Below are 16,792 nucleotides of genomic sequence, written 5' to 3'. Positions count from 1 at the left end.
ATTCTGCAGGCTTAGGACGCGCGCGGCCCTAAGGTTCGGCCGTGGTCAGAATGCTGCTGTCCAGTGAAAGAATATGCCCGGCGTCGTTGGCTGCGCTCTTTTGCAGGGCATCCGCAAAGCTGGCAGCGCTCTCCGCCGTTGGGCGCATACCATCAAACAGAGGCTCCGCCGAATGCAAGACGAGGATCTTGCTCTTGCCGAGGGTGCTGTCATCAACCTTGAACGCAATCCCATTTGTCGCGCTTGCATCCTCGAGGCTGAAGGCAACACGCAGAGGTAGCGCCCCCGACTGCCCGGACCGCAGCGCACCGACTTCATGATCCTGCCGGTTGATATTGGGCAGCAGATGAAAAACATTTCCGGTTACATCAAGGATCGAGACGGTCAGAAAACCGTCCGTCAGCTCGGGGGGGAGGACGACGTCGATGACGGGATTTTCACCGATAAAGAACCGTCCCGATGGGTTCGGGTCCCCGGTGCTGCCGTCAAAGTACCGCACAGTTACCCCGCCAGGAGGCGCTTTCGGCAAACGCTGTTCCACGATGCAAAGTGCCGGATTGAGGACCTCCAGCTGCAGATCAACCGCCCGCCCGTCCGCGATGTTCGTGAGTTCGTCAAACAGGCGGATCTGGGTTTCTGTACTGGCGACCTGACCGGTGACACGCAGGCTCTCATCTGGCGCGTACCCGGTGCCAACTGACGCGCCCTGAAGGATCAGCGGGCCACAGTCTGCGTGCGCATCCACAATGTCCCGCGGGACGTCGCGGTCCAGGAGCGGCAACTCGAACGCGATTTCAACGATGCCGATCAGGGCGCCGGGCATATCCCCGCCAAAAAAGCCATCGAGGTCCGCCAGGAGCTCCGCATCGGAGGTTTTACCTGTCAGTTTGGCGTTGTTGTTCTCGACCACAAGACGCCAATCCTGGAGGCCGGATAACGGATCAAGCGTAAACAGGATATCACGTACCCAGGTCTCCGCGATATCGCCGCTGGCAAGGACAAGCTCCCCTTCATCGATGACATTCATCAGAGCTGAGTGAGCCTCTTCGCCGGGGACATTGCCCGAGGCGCGGATCGGTCCACCTTCGTTGCGCTCGACAATCAGGCGAAACGGATCTGCGACGGGATAGGATGGTCGCAGGAAGGGATCGAGGCTGCCCGACAGCCATGCGCCCGCACCGCCCACCAAGAGCAGGAGTGCAACAACTAACGCGATCAGGCCGCGGCGGGATCCCTTGCGCGCAGGCGGGAGCGGATCTTCGGCTGGCGTGGTGCCTGATGGGCGCACGGTGGAACGCGGCACGATGATGGTGGCATCATCGACGGCCTCCGCAGGAGAGCCCACCAGAGCATCGAGCGGCGTGGACTGGTCGCCGTCGGCCGCGACGCCCGGTGCCTTGAGAAAATCCAGGACCTCAGCTGCTGACTGGAAACGATCCGCCGGATCAGGCGCGCACATCCGTTCGATAAGCGTCTTGAAAGGCGGCGGCAGATCCTCGGTCACCAGAGGTTTTCGCTTGTTTTCCACCACTTCCATGGGGTTGGCCCCCAACGACGGCGACTGCCCGCGATAATTCGCCAGCAGCAATGCGCCCAGAGAGTAGATATCGGATCGGGCGTCGGTCTGGCCGCTCATTTGTTCAGGGGCGGCGTAGGAGTATTTTCCGGCAAACTCGTTGCCGACAATGGTCTCGGCGCCTGGGTTGGTGTCCTTGGCGATGCCAAAGTCGATAATGACCGCCTGAGAAGGATCGCCCCCGCGCAGAATAATATTGTCCGGGCTCAAGTCGCGATGCACGATCTTGCGCTTGTGGGCGGCCTGCAACCCTTCGCTGACCCGTTGGCAAATCGTCAGCAGGTCCTCAACCGGCATTGGCCCTTGCTTGAGCTTCTGATCCAGCCCGGGACCCTCGATATAGTCCATCAACAGATAGATTCGCCCGTCGGCCGTGCGGTGGTTTTCCGAATAGCGGACAACCGCATCATGACGGATTTCGCGGATGTTCTCTTCCCGCGCCATCAGCACGGTGAAATCCTCGTTCCCGGAGAACTCCTGCTTCAGGATTTTCAGGGCAACCGCATTGCCTGAAATCTCGGAACGGGCCTTGTATACCTCTGACGTGCCACCCCGGCCAAGCAGAGCTTCGATGCGATAGGTATTGTTCAGCAGATCGCCGGGTTGAAACATGTCCCCGGGCCGGGAGTCGATCATTCGGGCCTCTCCAGCCTGGATAGTTTCACACGGTTTTTCATACGGTTAGCCCAGGGCCTGAAATTCCACCCGGCGGTTCTCATCCGCGCGCGGGTTCTCCGCGTTGAATGGCGCGGTCTCCCCCATGCCGATCGCCTTGAGCGACTCGGCACTCACTCCACAATCGCTGACCAAATGCCGGCGCACTTCCTGTGCACGCAGCAGCGAGAGCCGTTCGTTATAGGTCGCCGATCCGGAACTGTCGGTGTGGCCGATGATCTGGAACACGGTGTCGTCCATCGCCTTCATCGACGCGCACATATTGGCGAGCTTGGGTTTTTGGTCGTCGCGGAGCGTCGCGCTGTCGAAATCGAAGGAAATCTGGACGTTGATCTGCGATGCTTCGTCGAGGGCATTGTAGGCTTCGGCGGCCGTGGCGACGGTCGCAGTTTCGGTGTCTTCGGCGACACTGCCCTCTGCCGCGTTGGGAACGATAACCAGGCCACGCGTCTTTTGCTTTTTGAAGGCTTCAGTGATCTCTTCGACTGACAGATCCTGTGCGGAAACGGGGGCGCTCAGGCAGACAGCAGCGGTAAATAACGACATTGCCAAGGTACGGAAACGGACCATCTATGTGCCCTCCCTTATCATTCCTCTAATGTTACGCCGAGTTTATACTACGCCCCAGTTGGTGCCAATGGCTGCAATCCCGGTGAACACGAATTCCAAGATAAAATTCACTTTTGTAGCTGATAGGTTGGGGGTAGACCCTCCGTATTCAAGAGTGAGCTGTCGATAAAGGAATGCCATGAAGGTTCTACCCGCTGTCATCATCGCGCTTGGTTTGTTGGCTGCTCCTGCGCTCTGGTTCGGATTGTCCTATCTTTTCAAAGAACAAGGCTACGGTAGCGGTGCTGTGGATTCCGAAGCGCGGATCGAGATCGAACTGCTTCGTCAGCAGGTCGAAGACACCCAACTGAAGCTGGACGATCTGCAAAAGGAACTGTCCTCGCTCGCAAACAACAACCGGTCGGTCGCGCCCTCGGCGAATCTTCAGGACGAAGAGGATTCCCTGCTTCGGCAAACCGGTCCGAACGCGATTCTGGACTCCTATGCGCAGGTCGTGCTGATCGCGGATCGGCGCAATGTGAATGATGGCCTCAAGGTTGCCGGCGGCACATATCTTTCCGAAAAGCTCGGCCGTCCGCGCGAAGATCTGACAGATGACTGTCAGCCGATGACCAACGCCCGCTTGAAGGAAAAGCTTGTTCTGGAGCAGGTCGGGCCGATCCGGGTGCGGATGCTCGCGCCCGCCATCGAGAGCCTCAAGGTCGTTTTTGACAACATTCAAAAAGCGGATCCGGATCTCTATGAGCGGATCAATACGGCAGGATCTCTCTGTGTGCGCCGTATCCGAGGGACGCAGAATTCGCTTTCAACCCATAGCTACGGTTTGGCTGTCGACCTCAATATCGACGGCCGGTTGGATACGTTGGGCGATGGCAAGACCCAGCTTGGTCTGACGATCCTCGCCGATTTCTTCAAGGACGAAGGTTGGGTCTGGGGCGCAGGCTTTGGTCGCGAGGACAGCATGCATTTTGAAATCAGCCGCCGCCAGCTGGATCTTTGGCTGGCGGAAGGCCGACTGTAGGGCAGGGGTCCCTGTTCGCGATTGATCACGCGGCATCCAGAACACGATCAATCTGACCTCGAATGCAGGCTGACAAGTTCCCGCTTCTGCGGCCTATCCGTCCTCTATTCCATATGCCTTTCTGATGCCGCGTTGGGTCCCCGGTCCAAAATCGCCATCAATGGCGCCAGCATAGAACTTGTTGTCGCGCAGTTTGACCTGAAGCGCGCGCCGGGTTTCCGCCGTGAACATGCTGGGTCGTTCGCTCAGCAGTTTCAATACATCCTGACTTCCGGACCTGAGCGCCTGATAGAGGTATTTTGCCGCGTCTTCCGGACCTTTTGTTGGAATATGCCCATCATCGATCAAAGCCGCGAAATTGAATTGCGCTTGGGGGTGGCGCAGATCCGCGGCCCGTTCAAAATACCGGAGCGCCTTGCCCGGATCAGCAGGCAGCCCCAGTCCCCCCTGGTAGTGCATAAAGCCCAGATCATTGATGGCGTCGGCAAAATTCTGTTCTGCTGCAGAGCGATAGAGTTCCAGTGCCTTGGCTTCATCCTGAGCAACTCCGGTTCCACGTTCATACAGCTTGGCAAGTTCGAATTGCGCTTCCGGAGAGCCCGCATCCGCGGCGCGCGTCAGAAAATCCACAGCGGCCTTGGGGTCGAACCGGCCCTCATTCGGGTTGAGCCGCATATAGGCCAGGCCCAGCATGGACCGCGTGTCCCCGAGATCCGCAAGCGCCAGCAATTGCGCTTCCTGATCGGGGCGCAGGCGAGACCAGGCCTTGGAGGCATCACCCGCATCGAGACCGTCGTCCCCTTCGGCCGGGCCGGCCAGGTAGAACGGAATGCCGGTTAAAGAGCCATATGTATGCGGTTCTTGCAGGTTACCGGTTCGGTCCAGAACGCTGTCACGCACCTGACGGAACATCAGGCTGATTTCCAGTCCGGGTTGGGTCATCTTCTCCATCAGAGAAAGGGCAAAGGGACTGTTGTTGCCTTTGCCGTCCAAAGCGACCTGTCCGTCCTTGGCGGCAAAGGCAACCAATGTCCCGCGATCCGGATTGGCCGCGGCCAGACCCCCTCCGCCGCGTGTGGTCTCTTCTGGAGTGTTTCCGTTTGCAGCTTCCACGGCTGCCAGGTTGATCGCATCCCCCAGCGGGTTATCGCGACAGCTGTCGAGAATGACGATCCTCATCTTGCGGGCGCGGTCAACCGCTGCAAGCAGGTCCTTCAGTGACGGGGATTGGTCCTGAACATCCTTGTTCGAGGACACTTTTGCGTCGACCGGGATCAGAAAATTCTCGCCCTGAACCTCGATTCCATGTCCGGCAAAATAGATCAACGCAAGGTCGGCCACTTCGGATTTGAATGCAAACTCATCCAACAGGCGTTCCATTTCGGCGCTGCTGGCGTCGACCGAGAGGGTCACGTCAAAGCCGATGGTCTCCAATGTCCGCGAGATCGCTTCTGCATCGTTGCGGGTGTTGGTGAGTGCGGGGAGATGCGCATATTCGGACATGCCAATGATCAATGCTATTCGATCATTGGCAGCAGCCACCCGCACCACGGATGACAGTGTCGCGACACAGCTTAGGAAAAACAGCAGGACCAAAGGCTGACGGACCAGGGTGCGAAAGTTCACAAACATGCAAGGACTCACGGGGGTTTGAGAAATCAATTGCCGCAACGATACCCTGTTTTAAGCGGTTTGCGAAGAACGCACTCTTCCTGAGGGAGGCCGAGTCACGTCGCCGTTACCGGGTCGAGCAAAGCGATTGGTGCGATTGACGGTGTGTCCCGGAGCGGTCCCAACGCCGCGCGCGGTTTGTTGGATTACAATACCGGGGCAGATCGCTGCATTCACGCCCGCCTCTGTATCCGCGACATGTTTGGGCGCATCTTCAATGTGAAATGTATCGTGGTCCCCTGCTCAACTGCGGTATCGCACCAGATCGCACCATTGTGCCGTTTGGCGATTTTGGCGCAGGTGGCCAGCCCCAGCCCGGTTCCCGGGAGGTCACTGCTGCGCTGAAGGCGTTTGAATGGCTCGAATATCCGTGCTCGGTATTCTTTGGGCACACCGATACCATTGTCGGAAATTGAAAACTGAACGCCCTCCCCAACTGATTTGGCGGAAATATCTATCCTCGGGGTTGCGTCACCGCGGTACTTTATGGAGTTGCCGATCAAGTTTTGCAAAAGCTGGGACACGTCTGGCGGAAAACACAGCACGTCGACATCAGATAGGTTGGTCTCGACCACTGCACCGGAATTGGAGATATCCTGCGCCAGGGCCAGACTGGCGGCCTCGACCAGGCTTTCGGCGCTTACGTGCTCTGGCATGCCTTCGGTATGCGGATTGATGTGACTGGCGAGCCGTTCGATGAGATCCGACATCTTGGAGACCGAGCGTTTCATCAGATCGAATTCTCGCTTAACTTCATCCAGGTCCCCGGCTTCAAAGTCTTCGAGAATTTGGTCGCTGAGAAACTTGATCGCGCGAATGGGGGCGCGGAGGTCGTGTACGAGAACATCCGAGAATTGCTGCAGCTCTTTCTGGTGTTCCTCGATGCGCCACTTCATCCGGGCAACCTGCAGCCCGTTGCCAATCATCCGGTTGAGCGCATCGGGTGTAATGGTTGATTTTGCGATATAATCCGCTGCGCCACTCAGGATCGCGCTCTTGGCGACTTCTTCGTCCCCCTGGCCCGTCATGATGAAGATGACGGAATGCGGCCAGCAGCGAAGGAAACTCGACAGCAGATCCAACCCCGAGACCCCCGGGAGGAGATAATCGAGAAAGATGACTTCCACATCCTGATCCGCATGCGCGGTGGCGGCCTCGCCGTTTTCTGCCTCGAGGATTGTAGCCTCGGGGTAAAGGCTTGATAGGTATCGCTGCATAAGTTTGCGATCACCACGGTCGTCGTCAACAATCAGTATGCTTTTATCAACCATGTGAGCCTCTCCGAACATCGATGACGGGCAGTTCGACATACCGCCAGAAACTGTCCATGACCGACATGAGTTCGATGAACATGTTGCCAGCCCGGGATTTCAGAATATACCCCGCGACATTGTTGGAATAGGCTGCCGAGATGTCACGTTCATCATCGGACGTGGTCAGCACGAAGAACAATGTGCGACACAGAGCCGGGTCGTCGCGCAGGGCTTCCACAAGTTCGATACCGGACATGCGTGGCATGTTGATATCACTGAGCACAATAAACTGCTGAGGCGGTTGGCGATCCGTTTCCCCCTTGAGGTAGGCCAACGCGTCCGACCCGTTCTTGAAGCGGGTCAATGGGTTCGCAATCCGAGCTTTCTTGAACGCGCGATGGATCGCCTTGGCATCACCGTCATCATCCTCAACGAGGATGATCTTGATGTCGCGGTGACCTGCGGGTTGGCAAGAAGACATTATGCAGCCTCGTTTTGTTGCCGTAGGTCACGCGGCCAACGGAATTCGAATACGGTTCCGCGGATTCCATCGGAGATCACCTGAATCTCTCCACCTGCAACCTCGATGTGTTTCTTAACAAAGGCCAAACCCATACCGCTGCCCTCCAGTTGATCTCGGGACTGAAGGGTTTGGAACACCTCGAAGATGCGATCATGGTAGATAGGCTCAATACCCGGGCCGTCATCTTCGACCCGGAACCGCAGGAACCCGGCTTCTTCTTCCGCGGATACTTCAATCTCGCCATGGGGGCGGTCGTGATGTCGGATGCTGTTGCTCAGCAGATTGACCAGAACCGTTTCGAGCGGCAATTTGCGGAAGCGTAGCTTGAGAAAGCTCTCTGCGAACCTGACCGTCATGCCGTCAGGCACTTCGAGCAATCCAAGCAATTCGTCCGCCAGCTCACGTCCCGAGATCTGTGTCTCCGGTTCAGCCACCCGGCCGATCCGAGAATGCTGCAAGAGATCGTTGAGCAAGCGCTCCATACGATTGGCGCGGCTTTGCAGCAGATGCATGCTCTCTCGGGTGTCGTCATTGAGATAGGGTTCCAAATCCTCTTCAAGCCAGGAAATGGCATTATTGATAACCCGCAATGGCGCCTTTAGGTCGTGGGATGCGATATATGCAAATTGATCCAACTCTGCATTTGACCTCTTCAACGCTGCAATCAGCGCGTCCGCTTTTTGCGCGGCAAAGGTCTCTGTCGTGATGTCACGGAGCATGACAATAAAGCGCGTTCCCTCAGCGTAGAGTGCGCGCTGCACCGCGATTTGCAGAATTGTGCTTTCTGACGCTCCGTGTCGGCAGGTGACAGAAAAGCGCAGAGGCTCATCTGAGTCTGCGCGGTGCATCAGATTGGACCTCGTCAACTCTGGGTCGCAGTGCAGAACATCCGCCAACCTGCGCCCGATCAGGCGCGGGGCAGCGAGGCCGAGGATCTGCGTCGCTGCCGGGTTCACATCTTCGATTGATCCGTCTTCGCGAAGCGTGACAACGCCCTCTGCAGCATTGCTGAGCACCATTTCCAGGCGCTGTGTTTCGCGAATGAGATCATTGGTGAGATGTGAAAATTCTTTTGCAATAACAGAAACTTCATCGTGTCCGTCAAACTCTTCGGGAACCGGGCGCAAGGAGCTGCTGCTGGATCGAATATCAGTTAGGAGTTTTTCCAAGGGCGCAAGCAGCCGCGAGGTCAAAAAATAACCCATGCAGGACGCGGAGAGGGTTAATCCCAGCGCATTCAGAACATTATGAAGAAGTGCCGTTCGAGCCGCTGCCAGCATTTGACGCAAATCCACAAAGGAAGCGATGCGGATTGTGAACGGGATGTTGTGAGAACTGAGATCGACGCGGGTGACAAAGATCCCGGTGTTGCTGTCACCGGCGACCAGCTGACCTTCTCCTGTCGTGAATATGACGTCGACTGCCTCCAGGCTTTCTCCGCTTTCTGCCTGCACGGCAAAGCGCATGTCCTCAGGACCAAGAAGTGTCCCTGCTGAGGTCTTGTTTTCGATGGCGTAATACGTTTGACCGATCTCGTTTCCAGTCTTTGGCAGGGCAAAAAGCTCAGCGATATGCGCGTTTATGACAATCGCGCCGATCAGATTGCCGTCGATATCGGCGATCCGCTTCAACGATCTCAGGGTGGGCGGTCCTGATGCGACCCCATGTTCCCGATTGCGTGTGACATGAGAGAACTGACTTTCTTCCGAGGACCCGGATACCAGCGTCCGGACATAAGGCTCATCGCCCTTGGCCTGCAGCTCATCCTGCGATGTAATCCGTACCGAGCCGTTGACACTATCCACGCGGACAAATTCCCGCCAGTTGCGCTGTGGGAGCAAAAGCCGAATTTGACTATAGGCATCGCGATTCTGAATGAGGCTGACAAAAAGCGTTTCCAGCCGTTTCCGCCAATGCGTCAGGCTCGATCCGTCATACGGATCTATACCGGAGGGCGTCATCAAGGAGCGAAATATCCCCGCAATGGGCGGAAATCCCACAATTGTCTCTGCATCTTGAGACATGGTTGTCAGCGTATCGAGAATATAGCGTGAATGCGTCTGATGGTTTTGAGCGATCAGCTGTTCAGTGTGCTGACGAATGCGCTGACTGGTGTCTCGATAGCTGAGCGAAAAAAACACAGCAAAAGAGACGCCTAGAATAAGGCATACACCCAATGCAACTTTGGTTTTGATTGAAATCCATTTCAATGACACGCCTGCCATCTCCTCGGCAAGTCTTTGGCGGGATTGGTTCGGATCAATTGTCGAACCACGTTTCTGTTCATTCCTGCAACGGCTGAGCCCAGACCTTATTGAATGCGTTTGCGCAATTCGTTGACTGTCAAACGCCGACCAGCGCCAACAACACTTTCTAGATCATCCATAAACGCGACTAGGTCTTTTGCGCTGCGCTCGAACATGGACAAGTTTGACAACAAAGTCGGGTCAACGGCATCGTCGCTGCGGGCCTGCATCTTGACGGCTCTGACTCCCATCATGCTGCGACGCAGTAGTTCGCGCATCTCCGGGCCACAGCTGACCATGAATTTTTCAAAGACTGATTTCAGTTCCGATTCGGAGGCCCGGGCATCGGTGAGCGCACCATAGAGCGCGCGCCGTTCGATCGCGGATGTTACCGATTTGATCAGGGAGTCGACCGTCAGCTCGTCCTTCACGATGTAGTCGGCACATCCGCGCCGCATGGCCTCGACCGCAATATGATAGTCGACGGAGGAGGTCAGCATGATCGGAACCGCGTTGACCTGCTCTTCGTGGGACAGCAGGATCCCGAGGGCATCCAGGCCGGTGTCCATGCCAAGGTCATGATCGATAAAGACAAGGTCGTAGCTGTCAATCTCCAGGCATTCCCGCATTTCATCGAGATTGGCAGCTTCGGTGAAATCGACCATCAGACCGGCTTTCCTGCAGATCTTCAGCAATCGCATCCGGTCGATTTCGTCGTCATCAATGGAAAGGACGTTCAGGAGCATCGGTTTTGCTCCCGTCGTCAACGGGTAATCGTGAACATGCATATTCGACATTTCTTGACCTTTTACTCACACAAAGCGGCTGTTCTAGCCTGCGGTACAATGACCAACTTTCACAACCAATGGTATCATTGGTGTTTGGGCTGCTTCAAAGGAAAGACTTGTCGAATTGAATTAATGAACCCCTTTCGCGCCGTGGCGAAAGGGGTGGATTACATGGAATTGTGGATGTGGAATGTATTTTTTGCGCCGCCTTTGCGCCCAGGGCAGAAACAATAAAGCGGGCGCAAAGGCGTTCAGCTGGCGAGGCCGGGGAGCCAGAGAACGATCATCGGGAATGCAACCAGAAGCGCGATCGTGACGGCATCGGCGATAAAGAAGGGCATGACCCCGCGAAACACATCCTGTACCGAAAGATCCTCCCGCACTCCTGCGACGACAAAACAGTTCAGGCCGATCGGTGGTGTGATCAGGCAAAACTCTGCCATTTTCACCACCAGAATGCCAAACCAGATGGCACACATCGGCCCGGACATGCCGAAGGCCGAATCCGACGCGGACACCAACTCGCCTCCGTTCAGCGCCATCACGGCGGGGTAGACCACGGGCAAGGTGAGAAGCAGCATTCCGATCGCGTCCATGAACATGCCCAGCACGGCATAGGCGAGGAGAATGCAGATCAGGATCAGCATCGGAGGCGCGGACAGAGAGGAAATCCAATCCGCGAAGGCATGGGGCAGGTCTGCATAACCGAGGAAACGGACGTAGATCAGGACACCCCAGATGATGGTGAAGATCATGATCGTGAGCTTGGCCGTTTCCAGCAAGGCGTCCCGCAACTGGCGCAGACGCATGCCGCGGATCAGGGCCATGATGAAGACGATGAAGGCGCCGACCGCGCCGCCCTCTGTCGGAGTGCCCCAAGCCTCGCCAAAGGGATTGTAGACAAAGAAAATGATGATCACCACGACTGCCAGAATCGGCAATGCCGGTGGCAGGGACACCAGCCGTTCACGCCAGGTGAAGCCCGTGACAGGAGGTCCGACCGTCTTGAAGATCATGGCAATGGCGATGATGAGACCCGCATAGACAACCGCCGAGAATGCCCCGGGGATAAAGCCCGCCAGCAGAAGTTTGCCCACATCCTGCTCGACGATAATGGCATAGATCACCAGAATCGCAGAGGGGGGGATGAGTGAGGCAAGGGTTCCGCCTGCCGCCACCACGCCTGCGGCAAACCGTTTGTTGTATCCCACCGCCAGCATCTCGGGAATGCCGATACGCGCGAACACCGCCGCTGTGGCGACGGATGCGCCGGACACGGCGGCAAAGCCCGCTGTCGCAAACACGGTCGAGACCGCGAGCCCGCCGGGGACCCAGGCAACCCAGCGTTTGGCGGCTTCGAACAGGGCCGTGGTCATTTGCGCGTAATAGGCAAGGTACCCGATCAGGATGAAGGTGGGTATCAGGCTCAGCGCCTGGCTGGACACCTTGGAATGCGGGACCTGGCCGGCGATCTTGACGCTGATTTCGACAGATTTTCCAAAGCGCTCAGGATCGTAGTCGAACCCGTTCCAGCGCAGCCACACCAGGCCTGCAAACCCCGCCAGGCCAGCTGCAAAAGCCACCCGCATGCCGAGCACGACCAGGACCAGCATTGCCCCGCTGACCCAGAGACCGATCTCGATATCGCTCATTTATCGTGCTCCTTGAGTTGATCGGCTTCGGCAGCGGCCTGCTCTGCGACAGATTGAATCAACGGTACTGCGGCCGGGCTTTGCAGCCCCAGGACGAAGGCACGGGCATAGGCCACGAGCTGCAACAGCAGTCTGGCGCTCAAGACGGCGAGGGCGACAGGCACCACCAGTTTCGAAGGCCAGATCGGCAGACCGATGTCGATCGAACTGTCGCGCGAACACAGCGGGCGGGCACAGTCAAATGATCTATCAAAATGCGCCCAGGATCCCCAGACAAGCGCAAACACCAGCACAAGCATGCACAGCACGGTGACAAATTCGAACAACCAAAGTGCCCGTCCATGCAACCGTCCCACCAGAATATCCATGCGGATATGCGCACCCTCCCGCTGTACGTATGACACGCCCAGAATGGCGATCAGCGGCATCAGGGCCTCAATATAGTCAACGTAGCCGGGCAGGGGGCCGTCCATCAGACCAAGCCGGTCGAAAACAGGTGCCAGAAATGTCCGGTCCAATTGGCGACCGGCCACGGAATACGCGGCAAGGAACATCAGCGAAAAAGCGGCCAGTCCGGACAGGAGGGCTGTTGCTCTTTCGATCGGCAGCAACGCCCTGTCCAGCCGCGAGATTACACTGGAATCACTGAGCACGGTTGATGAACCTGCCATTCCTGCCCCCGGTTGTTGTCTTTATCGGTGAATAGAATAGGTACGGGCCCGGCTCTGAAGATCCGGGCCCGAGGTGATCGCCGTGCGATCAGCTGCCGTTGCGATGGTCGCTCAGGGTTTTCTGAACAAGATCATACAGTTCCTGCCCGGGCAGCCCTTGCGCCTCCATGTCCTTGATCCAGGCTTCGCGGATCGGATCCGCTGCGGTGGCGCGGAACTCTGCCAGGACCTCATCGGAAATCTCGACTTTCTCGACCCCTTTTTCCTCCAGAACGGCGTCCCATTTCTTCAGGAGTTCGCCATAGTTGGCCAGATAGTGATCCAGCGCTTCCGGGATCGAGCTGTCGAGGGCTTCGCGCTCGGAGTCGGACAGGCTCTCATAGGCGTCGATGTTCACCACAACAGGGCAATTCACGGTGCCAGGGTTCAGGTTTGCCGTCCACCAGTCGGCGCGATTGATGGTGCCGAAGGACAGATGCGCATGCTGGGCGAATGCGACCGTGTCGACGACGCCAGACTCCATGGCCTGATAGGCTTCGGTTGCGGTGACCGAGGTCGGCACCGCGCCAACAGCTTTGAAGGCTTCGCCGATCCCACCCGTGGCACGCACGCGCATGCCTTCGAATTCGGCCAGCTCGTCGCGCGCTTCGCCGGTGCCGACGATATTGTACTGTGGCATCGGAGACGTCATCAGCAGCTTCGCATTCCACTGCGCCATCTCGTCAGTGGCTGCCGGGTGGCCATAGACGGCCGCGGAAACGGCAACTTCTTCCTCCAGGTTGGAAACACCGAGGAAGGGCAGCTCCAGAACGGTAATGACGCGGTTCTTGTCGCGGTGATATCCCGCGCAGAATTGCGCCATCTCGAACGCACCAATGGAAATACCATCGAGGTTTTCACGGTTCTTGGACAGGCCGCCGTAGCTGATGTTCATGGTGAACGCGCCATCGGTCTTTTCCGAAACCAGCTCCGCCAGTTTTTCGACGTGTTCCGTGAAGGCGCGGCGTTTGCCCCAAACGGACACGTTCCACTCGGTCGCCATGGCTTCGGCGGCAAAGGCACAGGTCAGGGTTGCGAGGGCGGTAAGCCCCAAGACATTTTTCATAATTTCCTCCCCAATTACGCATCTGAAGTGCGCGGTATGGGCGCAGGATCACCATTATGCCCCGGTTTGCCAACCCAAAAGTTGGATCCGATCATCGGTGGACGCGGCAGACGCTGCGTAGCAAGGCGTTCCACAGTGGATTGAGAAGAACCTCGTTGCGGATTGGACTTAGCCTGGACCAGCCGGCGGCCGTCGGGGCAAGACCCTCTCGACGGGGCCGCTACAGCGCACCGGGAATCTGCGCCTTGTCTCGAACCAAATAAACAATGTCGCAAATCGCAGATCGGGATTTGCGAATCTCGGTACAACTCGGTCCCAGAGGTGCCGCCCGGCGTGTCCGGGTGGAGAATTGGGAAGCCGGTGTAAATCCGGCGCTGCCCCCGCAACGGTCATGGAGACAGCGGGTGCGACATCGGCCACTGGGGGGAGGAACCCGGGAAGGCGTCGCACTTGGACCATCTGGTCTTCTCCTGAGCCCGGAAACCAGCCTCGAAAGATATCGTCAACCGCGGGTGGCGGTTTGGGCATCTTGAAGGGCGCGGCTTCCTCCGTTGCGACCTGACGGATTCCCATTGCCATCTGCACAAAAACCAACCGCGTGACGCTCCGTCTCAGGATCGCGAGCAGGCGGCAGGAGAGTCAGGGAATGAACAGCAATCTCAATGCGCTGATCGCCAATCATACGCCGGGTCATGCGCTCGCGCAGGCGTTCTATACCGACGCCGAGGTGTTCGAGACTGATCTACAAGAGATCTTCTACAAGGAGTGGCTCTTTGCCATTCCCGCCTGCGAACTGGAAAAGGCCGGCAGCTATGTGACCCATCAGATTGGGGCCTTCAACGTCATCATCGTGCGCGGCAGCGATGATGTGATCCGGGCGTTCCACAATTCCTGCCGCCATCGCGGGTCTGTCATCTGCAAGGCGAAGAAGGGCAACAATCCGAAACTTGTTTGCCCCTACCATCAGTGGACCTACGAGCTGGACGGGCGTCTGCTTTGGGCTCGGGATATGGGACCGGATTTCGACCCTGCACAACACGGGCTCAAGACAGTCCACTGCCGCGAACTGTCGGGGCTGGTCTATATCTGTCTTGCGAAGGACGCCCCGAGCTTTGACGCGTTTGCCGACACGGTTCGCCCCTATTTGGACGTGCACGACCTGTCGAACGCCAAAGTGGCCTACGAGAGTTCGATCGTTGAGAAGGGCAACTGGAAACTGGTCTGGGAGAACAACCGCGAGTGTTATCACTGCGGCGGCAACCACCCCTCCCTGTGCCGGACCTTCCCCGATGATCCGTCGATCACCGGTATCGAGGGCGGCGAAACCCCCGCCAATCTGCAAGCGCATTTCGACCGTTGCGAAGGGGCCGGTATGCCGTCACGCTTCTTCCTGAACGACGACGGGCAGTTTCGGATTGCCCGCATGCCGCTCAAGGAAGGCGCTGAAAGCTATACCCTGGACGGCAAGACGGCGGTGCGGCGCTGGCTGGGGCGGGCGGCGTTTGCCGATGCCGGCTCCTTGTTGAAATTCCACTATCCGACCACCTGGAACCACTTCCTGTCGGACCACTCCATTGTGTTCCGCGTCACCCCGATCAGCCCGACGGAAACCGAAGTGACCACCAAATGGTTGGTGAACAAGGACGCGGTCGAGGGCGTGGACTACGATCTCAATCGCCTGACCGAAGTCTGGATCGCCACCAATGACGAGGACCGCGAGGTCGTCGAGTACAACCAGATGGGTATCAACTCTCCCGCCTATCAGCCCGGGCCGTATTCCGCGGTGCAGGAAAGCGGCGTGCTGCAATTCGTGGAGTGGTACCTCAATACCCTTAAGCGCAACCGCGATCCCCAAGCCATCGCGGCGGAGTAAGACCAAATGCCCAAAATGAGTGAACGCGCGATCTGGAATGATACGGAGATGCTGGAATGTGTCTCCATCATACCGGAGATGGACAATACTGCGTCCTTCACCTTCAAGGCGCCGTCCGGTGCCTTGTTCGACTTTGACCCCGGCCAGTTCATGACGCTTGAGATTCCGGTTCCCGGTGGCCCCGTGCACCGCACCTACACGATCTCCTCGTCGCCATCGCGCCCGCGCACGATCACCATCACCGCGAAGGCGCAGCCGGACAGCATCGGAACGCGCTGGATGCTCGACAATCTGAAGCCGGGGGTGCGGATCAGAGGCATCGGCCCGGCGGGGTTGTTTACGAACGCCGGCAGCCAGTCAAAGAAGTTCCTTTTCATTTCCGCCGGATCGGGCATCACGCCGATGATGTCGATGACCACCAGCATGTGGGACGACGGGGATGATCTGGACATCGTGTTTGTGAACTGTGCCAAGCGGCCGTCGGAGATCATTTTCCGGCAACGCCTGGAGCAGATGGCCAGCCGTTCCGAAGGGCTCGACCTGAAGTTCGTGGTGGAAGAGCCTGATCTCTACCGCCCCTGGACAGGCTACCAGGGCGTGTTCAATCAGTTGATGCTGGGCCTGATGGCGCCGGACTATCTGGAGCGCGAGGTCTACTGCTGTGGTCCGGAACCATTCATGCAGGCGGTCCGGGACGCGTTGGCCGGTCTCGGCTTTGACATGGACAACTATCATCAGGAGAGCTTTCACGCGCCGGTCGCGAATGAAGCTGATCAGCCGGATCTCGATGATGTTGTGCTTGATGATGACGCCAAGGCCGAAATCACCTTTGCAACTTCCGGTGTCACTGCCAAGGTGGCCGAGACGGATACGGTTCTGGCAGCCGCGCGTGCAAATGGCCTCAATATCCCATCGGGCTGCACCTTTGGGGTCTGCGGCACGTGCAAGGTGAAGAAAACCTCCGGCGATGTGCATATGGTGCACAACGGCGGGATTTCGGATGATGACATAGAGGCAGGCTACATTCTCGCCTGTTGCTCGAACCCGATCGGCAAGGTGTCGGTCGAAGTCTGAGCCGCCTTTCACCTGTCGGATTGGCAAGAAGCCGCGCCCGGGTCCACGAGCGCGGCTTCTGTCGTTGAGGGCAGGTCATATCCTCACGAGGCGG

13 protein-coding genes and 1 riboswitch are annotated in these 16,792 nt (G+C 57.8%); of the genes, 3 read left to right on the top strand and 10 right to left on the bottom strand.

Translation table 11 applies throughout. The annotated features are described in order from the left end of the window. Window positions 1-28 precede the first annotated feature (28 nt). Together MHM88_RS16140 and MHM88_RS16135 are read right to left on the bottom strand one after the other, a co-directional pair. On the bottom strand, window positions 29-2,212 hold the full coding sequence (locus MHM88_RS16140) for a serine/threonine-protein kinase (RefSeq protein WP_239367491.1): 2,184 nt from the start codon (window positions 2,210-2,212) through the stop codon (window positions 29-31). Between the two features lie 45 nt (window positions 2,213-2,257). Continuing rightward, the gene (locus MHM88_RS16135) at window positions 2,258-2,821 is read right to left on the bottom strand and encodes an OmpA family protein (protein ID WP_239367489.1); all 564 of its coding nucleotides are present in this window, start codon (window positions 2,819-2,821) and stop codon (window positions 2,258-2,260) included. Window positions 2,822-2,999: 178 nt separating this feature from the next. Here MHM88_RS16135 and MHM88_RS16130 point away from each other — a divergent pair, with 178 nt between their 5' ends. Continuing rightward, window positions 3,000-3,842, top strand: coding sequence for a M15 family metallopeptidase (locus MHM88_RS16130; RefSeq protein ID WP_239367487.1), 843 nt, complete (start codon window positions 3,000-3,002; stop codon window positions 3,840-3,842). A 93-nt stretch (window positions 3,843-3,935) separates the two neighbouring features. Here MHM88_RS16130 and MHM88_RS16125 read toward each other — a convergent pair whose 3' ends face one another. From MHM88_RS16125 to MHM88_RS16090, 8 genes are all read right to left on the bottom strand, one after another. Then, the gene (locus MHM88_RS16125) at window positions 3,936-5,474 is read right to left on the bottom strand and encodes a caspase family protein (RefSeq protein ID WP_239367485.1); all 1,539 of its coding nucleotides are present in this window, start codon (window positions 5,472-5,474) and stop codon (window positions 3,936-3,938) included. 212 nt (window positions 5,475-5,686) lie between these two features. Next, a complete protein-coding gene (locus MHM88_RS16120) occupies window positions 5,687-6,784 on the bottom strand; it encodes an ATP-binding protein (protein WP_239367483.1) in 1,098 nt (365 codons plus the stop codon). Continuing rightward, window positions 6,777-7,247 (bottom strand): response regulator, encoded by a 471-nt coding sequence (locus MHM88_RS16115; RefSeq protein ID WP_239367481.1) that lies wholly within the window; start codon window positions 7,245-7,247, stop codon window positions 6,777-6,779. Before MHM88_RS16115 ends, MHM88_RS16120 begins: the two co-directional genes overlap by 8 nt. Beyond that, a complete protein-coding gene (locus tag MHM88_RS16110) occupies window positions 7,247-9,514 on the bottom strand; it encodes an ATP-binding protein (RefSeq protein WP_239367479.1) in 2,268 nt (755 codons plus the stop codon). The genes MHM88_RS16115 and MHM88_RS16110 overlap by 1 nt, the downstream gene beginning before the upstream one ends. A gap of 86 nt (window positions 9,515-9,600) precedes the next feature. After that, complete coding sequence (locus tag MHM88_RS16105; protein ID WP_239367477.1) at window positions 9,601-10,332, bottom strand: response regulator; 732 nt, start codon at window positions 10,330-10,332, stop codon at window positions 9,601-9,603. Between the two features lie 242 nt (window positions 10,333-10,574). Then, window positions 10,575-11,975 (bottom strand): TRAP transporter large permease, encoded by a 1,401-nt coding sequence (locus MHM88_RS16100; protein WP_239324243.1) that lies wholly within the window; start codon window positions 11,973-11,975, stop codon window positions 10,575-10,577. Next, window positions 11,972-12,646, bottom strand: coding sequence for a TRAP transporter small permease subunit (locus MHM88_RS16095; protein WP_239324241.1), 675 nt, complete (start codon window positions 12,644-12,646; stop codon window positions 11,972-11,974). Before MHM88_RS16095 ends, MHM88_RS16100 begins: the two co-directional genes overlap by 4 nt. A gap of 88 nt (window positions 12,647-12,734) precedes the next feature. Then, window positions 12,735-13,751 carry a C4-dicarboxylate TRAP transporter substrate-binding protein gene (locus tag MHM88_RS16090; RefSeq protein ID WP_239324239.1) on the bottom strand — a complete coding sequence of 339 codons (1,017 nt, stop codon included), beginning with the start codon at window positions 13,749-13,751 and terminating at the stop codon, window positions 12,735-12,737. Between the two features lie 302 nt (window positions 13,752-14,053). Continuing rightward, window positions 14,054-14,258: riboswitch (cobalamin riboswitch) on the top strand. Window positions 14,259-14,397: 139 nt separating this feature from the next. Between MHM88_RS16090 and MHM88_RS16085 the strand changes: the two genes are divergently transcribed. Together MHM88_RS16085 and MHM88_RS16080 are read left to right on the top strand one after the other, a co-directional pair. Next, entirely contained in the window at window positions 14,398-15,624 is a 1,227-nt protein-coding gene (locus MHM88_RS16085; protein ID WP_239367475.1) for an aromatic ring-hydroxylating dioxygenase subunit alpha, read from the top strand. A gap of 6 nt (window positions 15,625-15,630) precedes the next feature. Further along, window positions 15,631-16,698, top strand: coding sequence for a hybrid-cluster NAD(P)-dependent oxidoreductase (locus MHM88_RS16080; protein ID WP_239367473.1), 1,068 nt, complete (start codon window positions 15,631-15,633; stop codon window positions 16,696-16,698). The last annotated feature ends 94 nt before the right edge of the window (window positions 16,699-16,792 follow it).

Source organism: Epibacterium sp. MM17-32, from assembly GCF_022348205.1.
Classification (GTDB): Bacteria; Pseudomonadota; Alphaproteobacteria; order Rhodobacterales; family Rhodobacteraceae; genus Epibacterium.
Note: the sequence above shows the minus strand (reverse complement) of the source record. Positions and strands in the feature narration are given on the sequence as shown.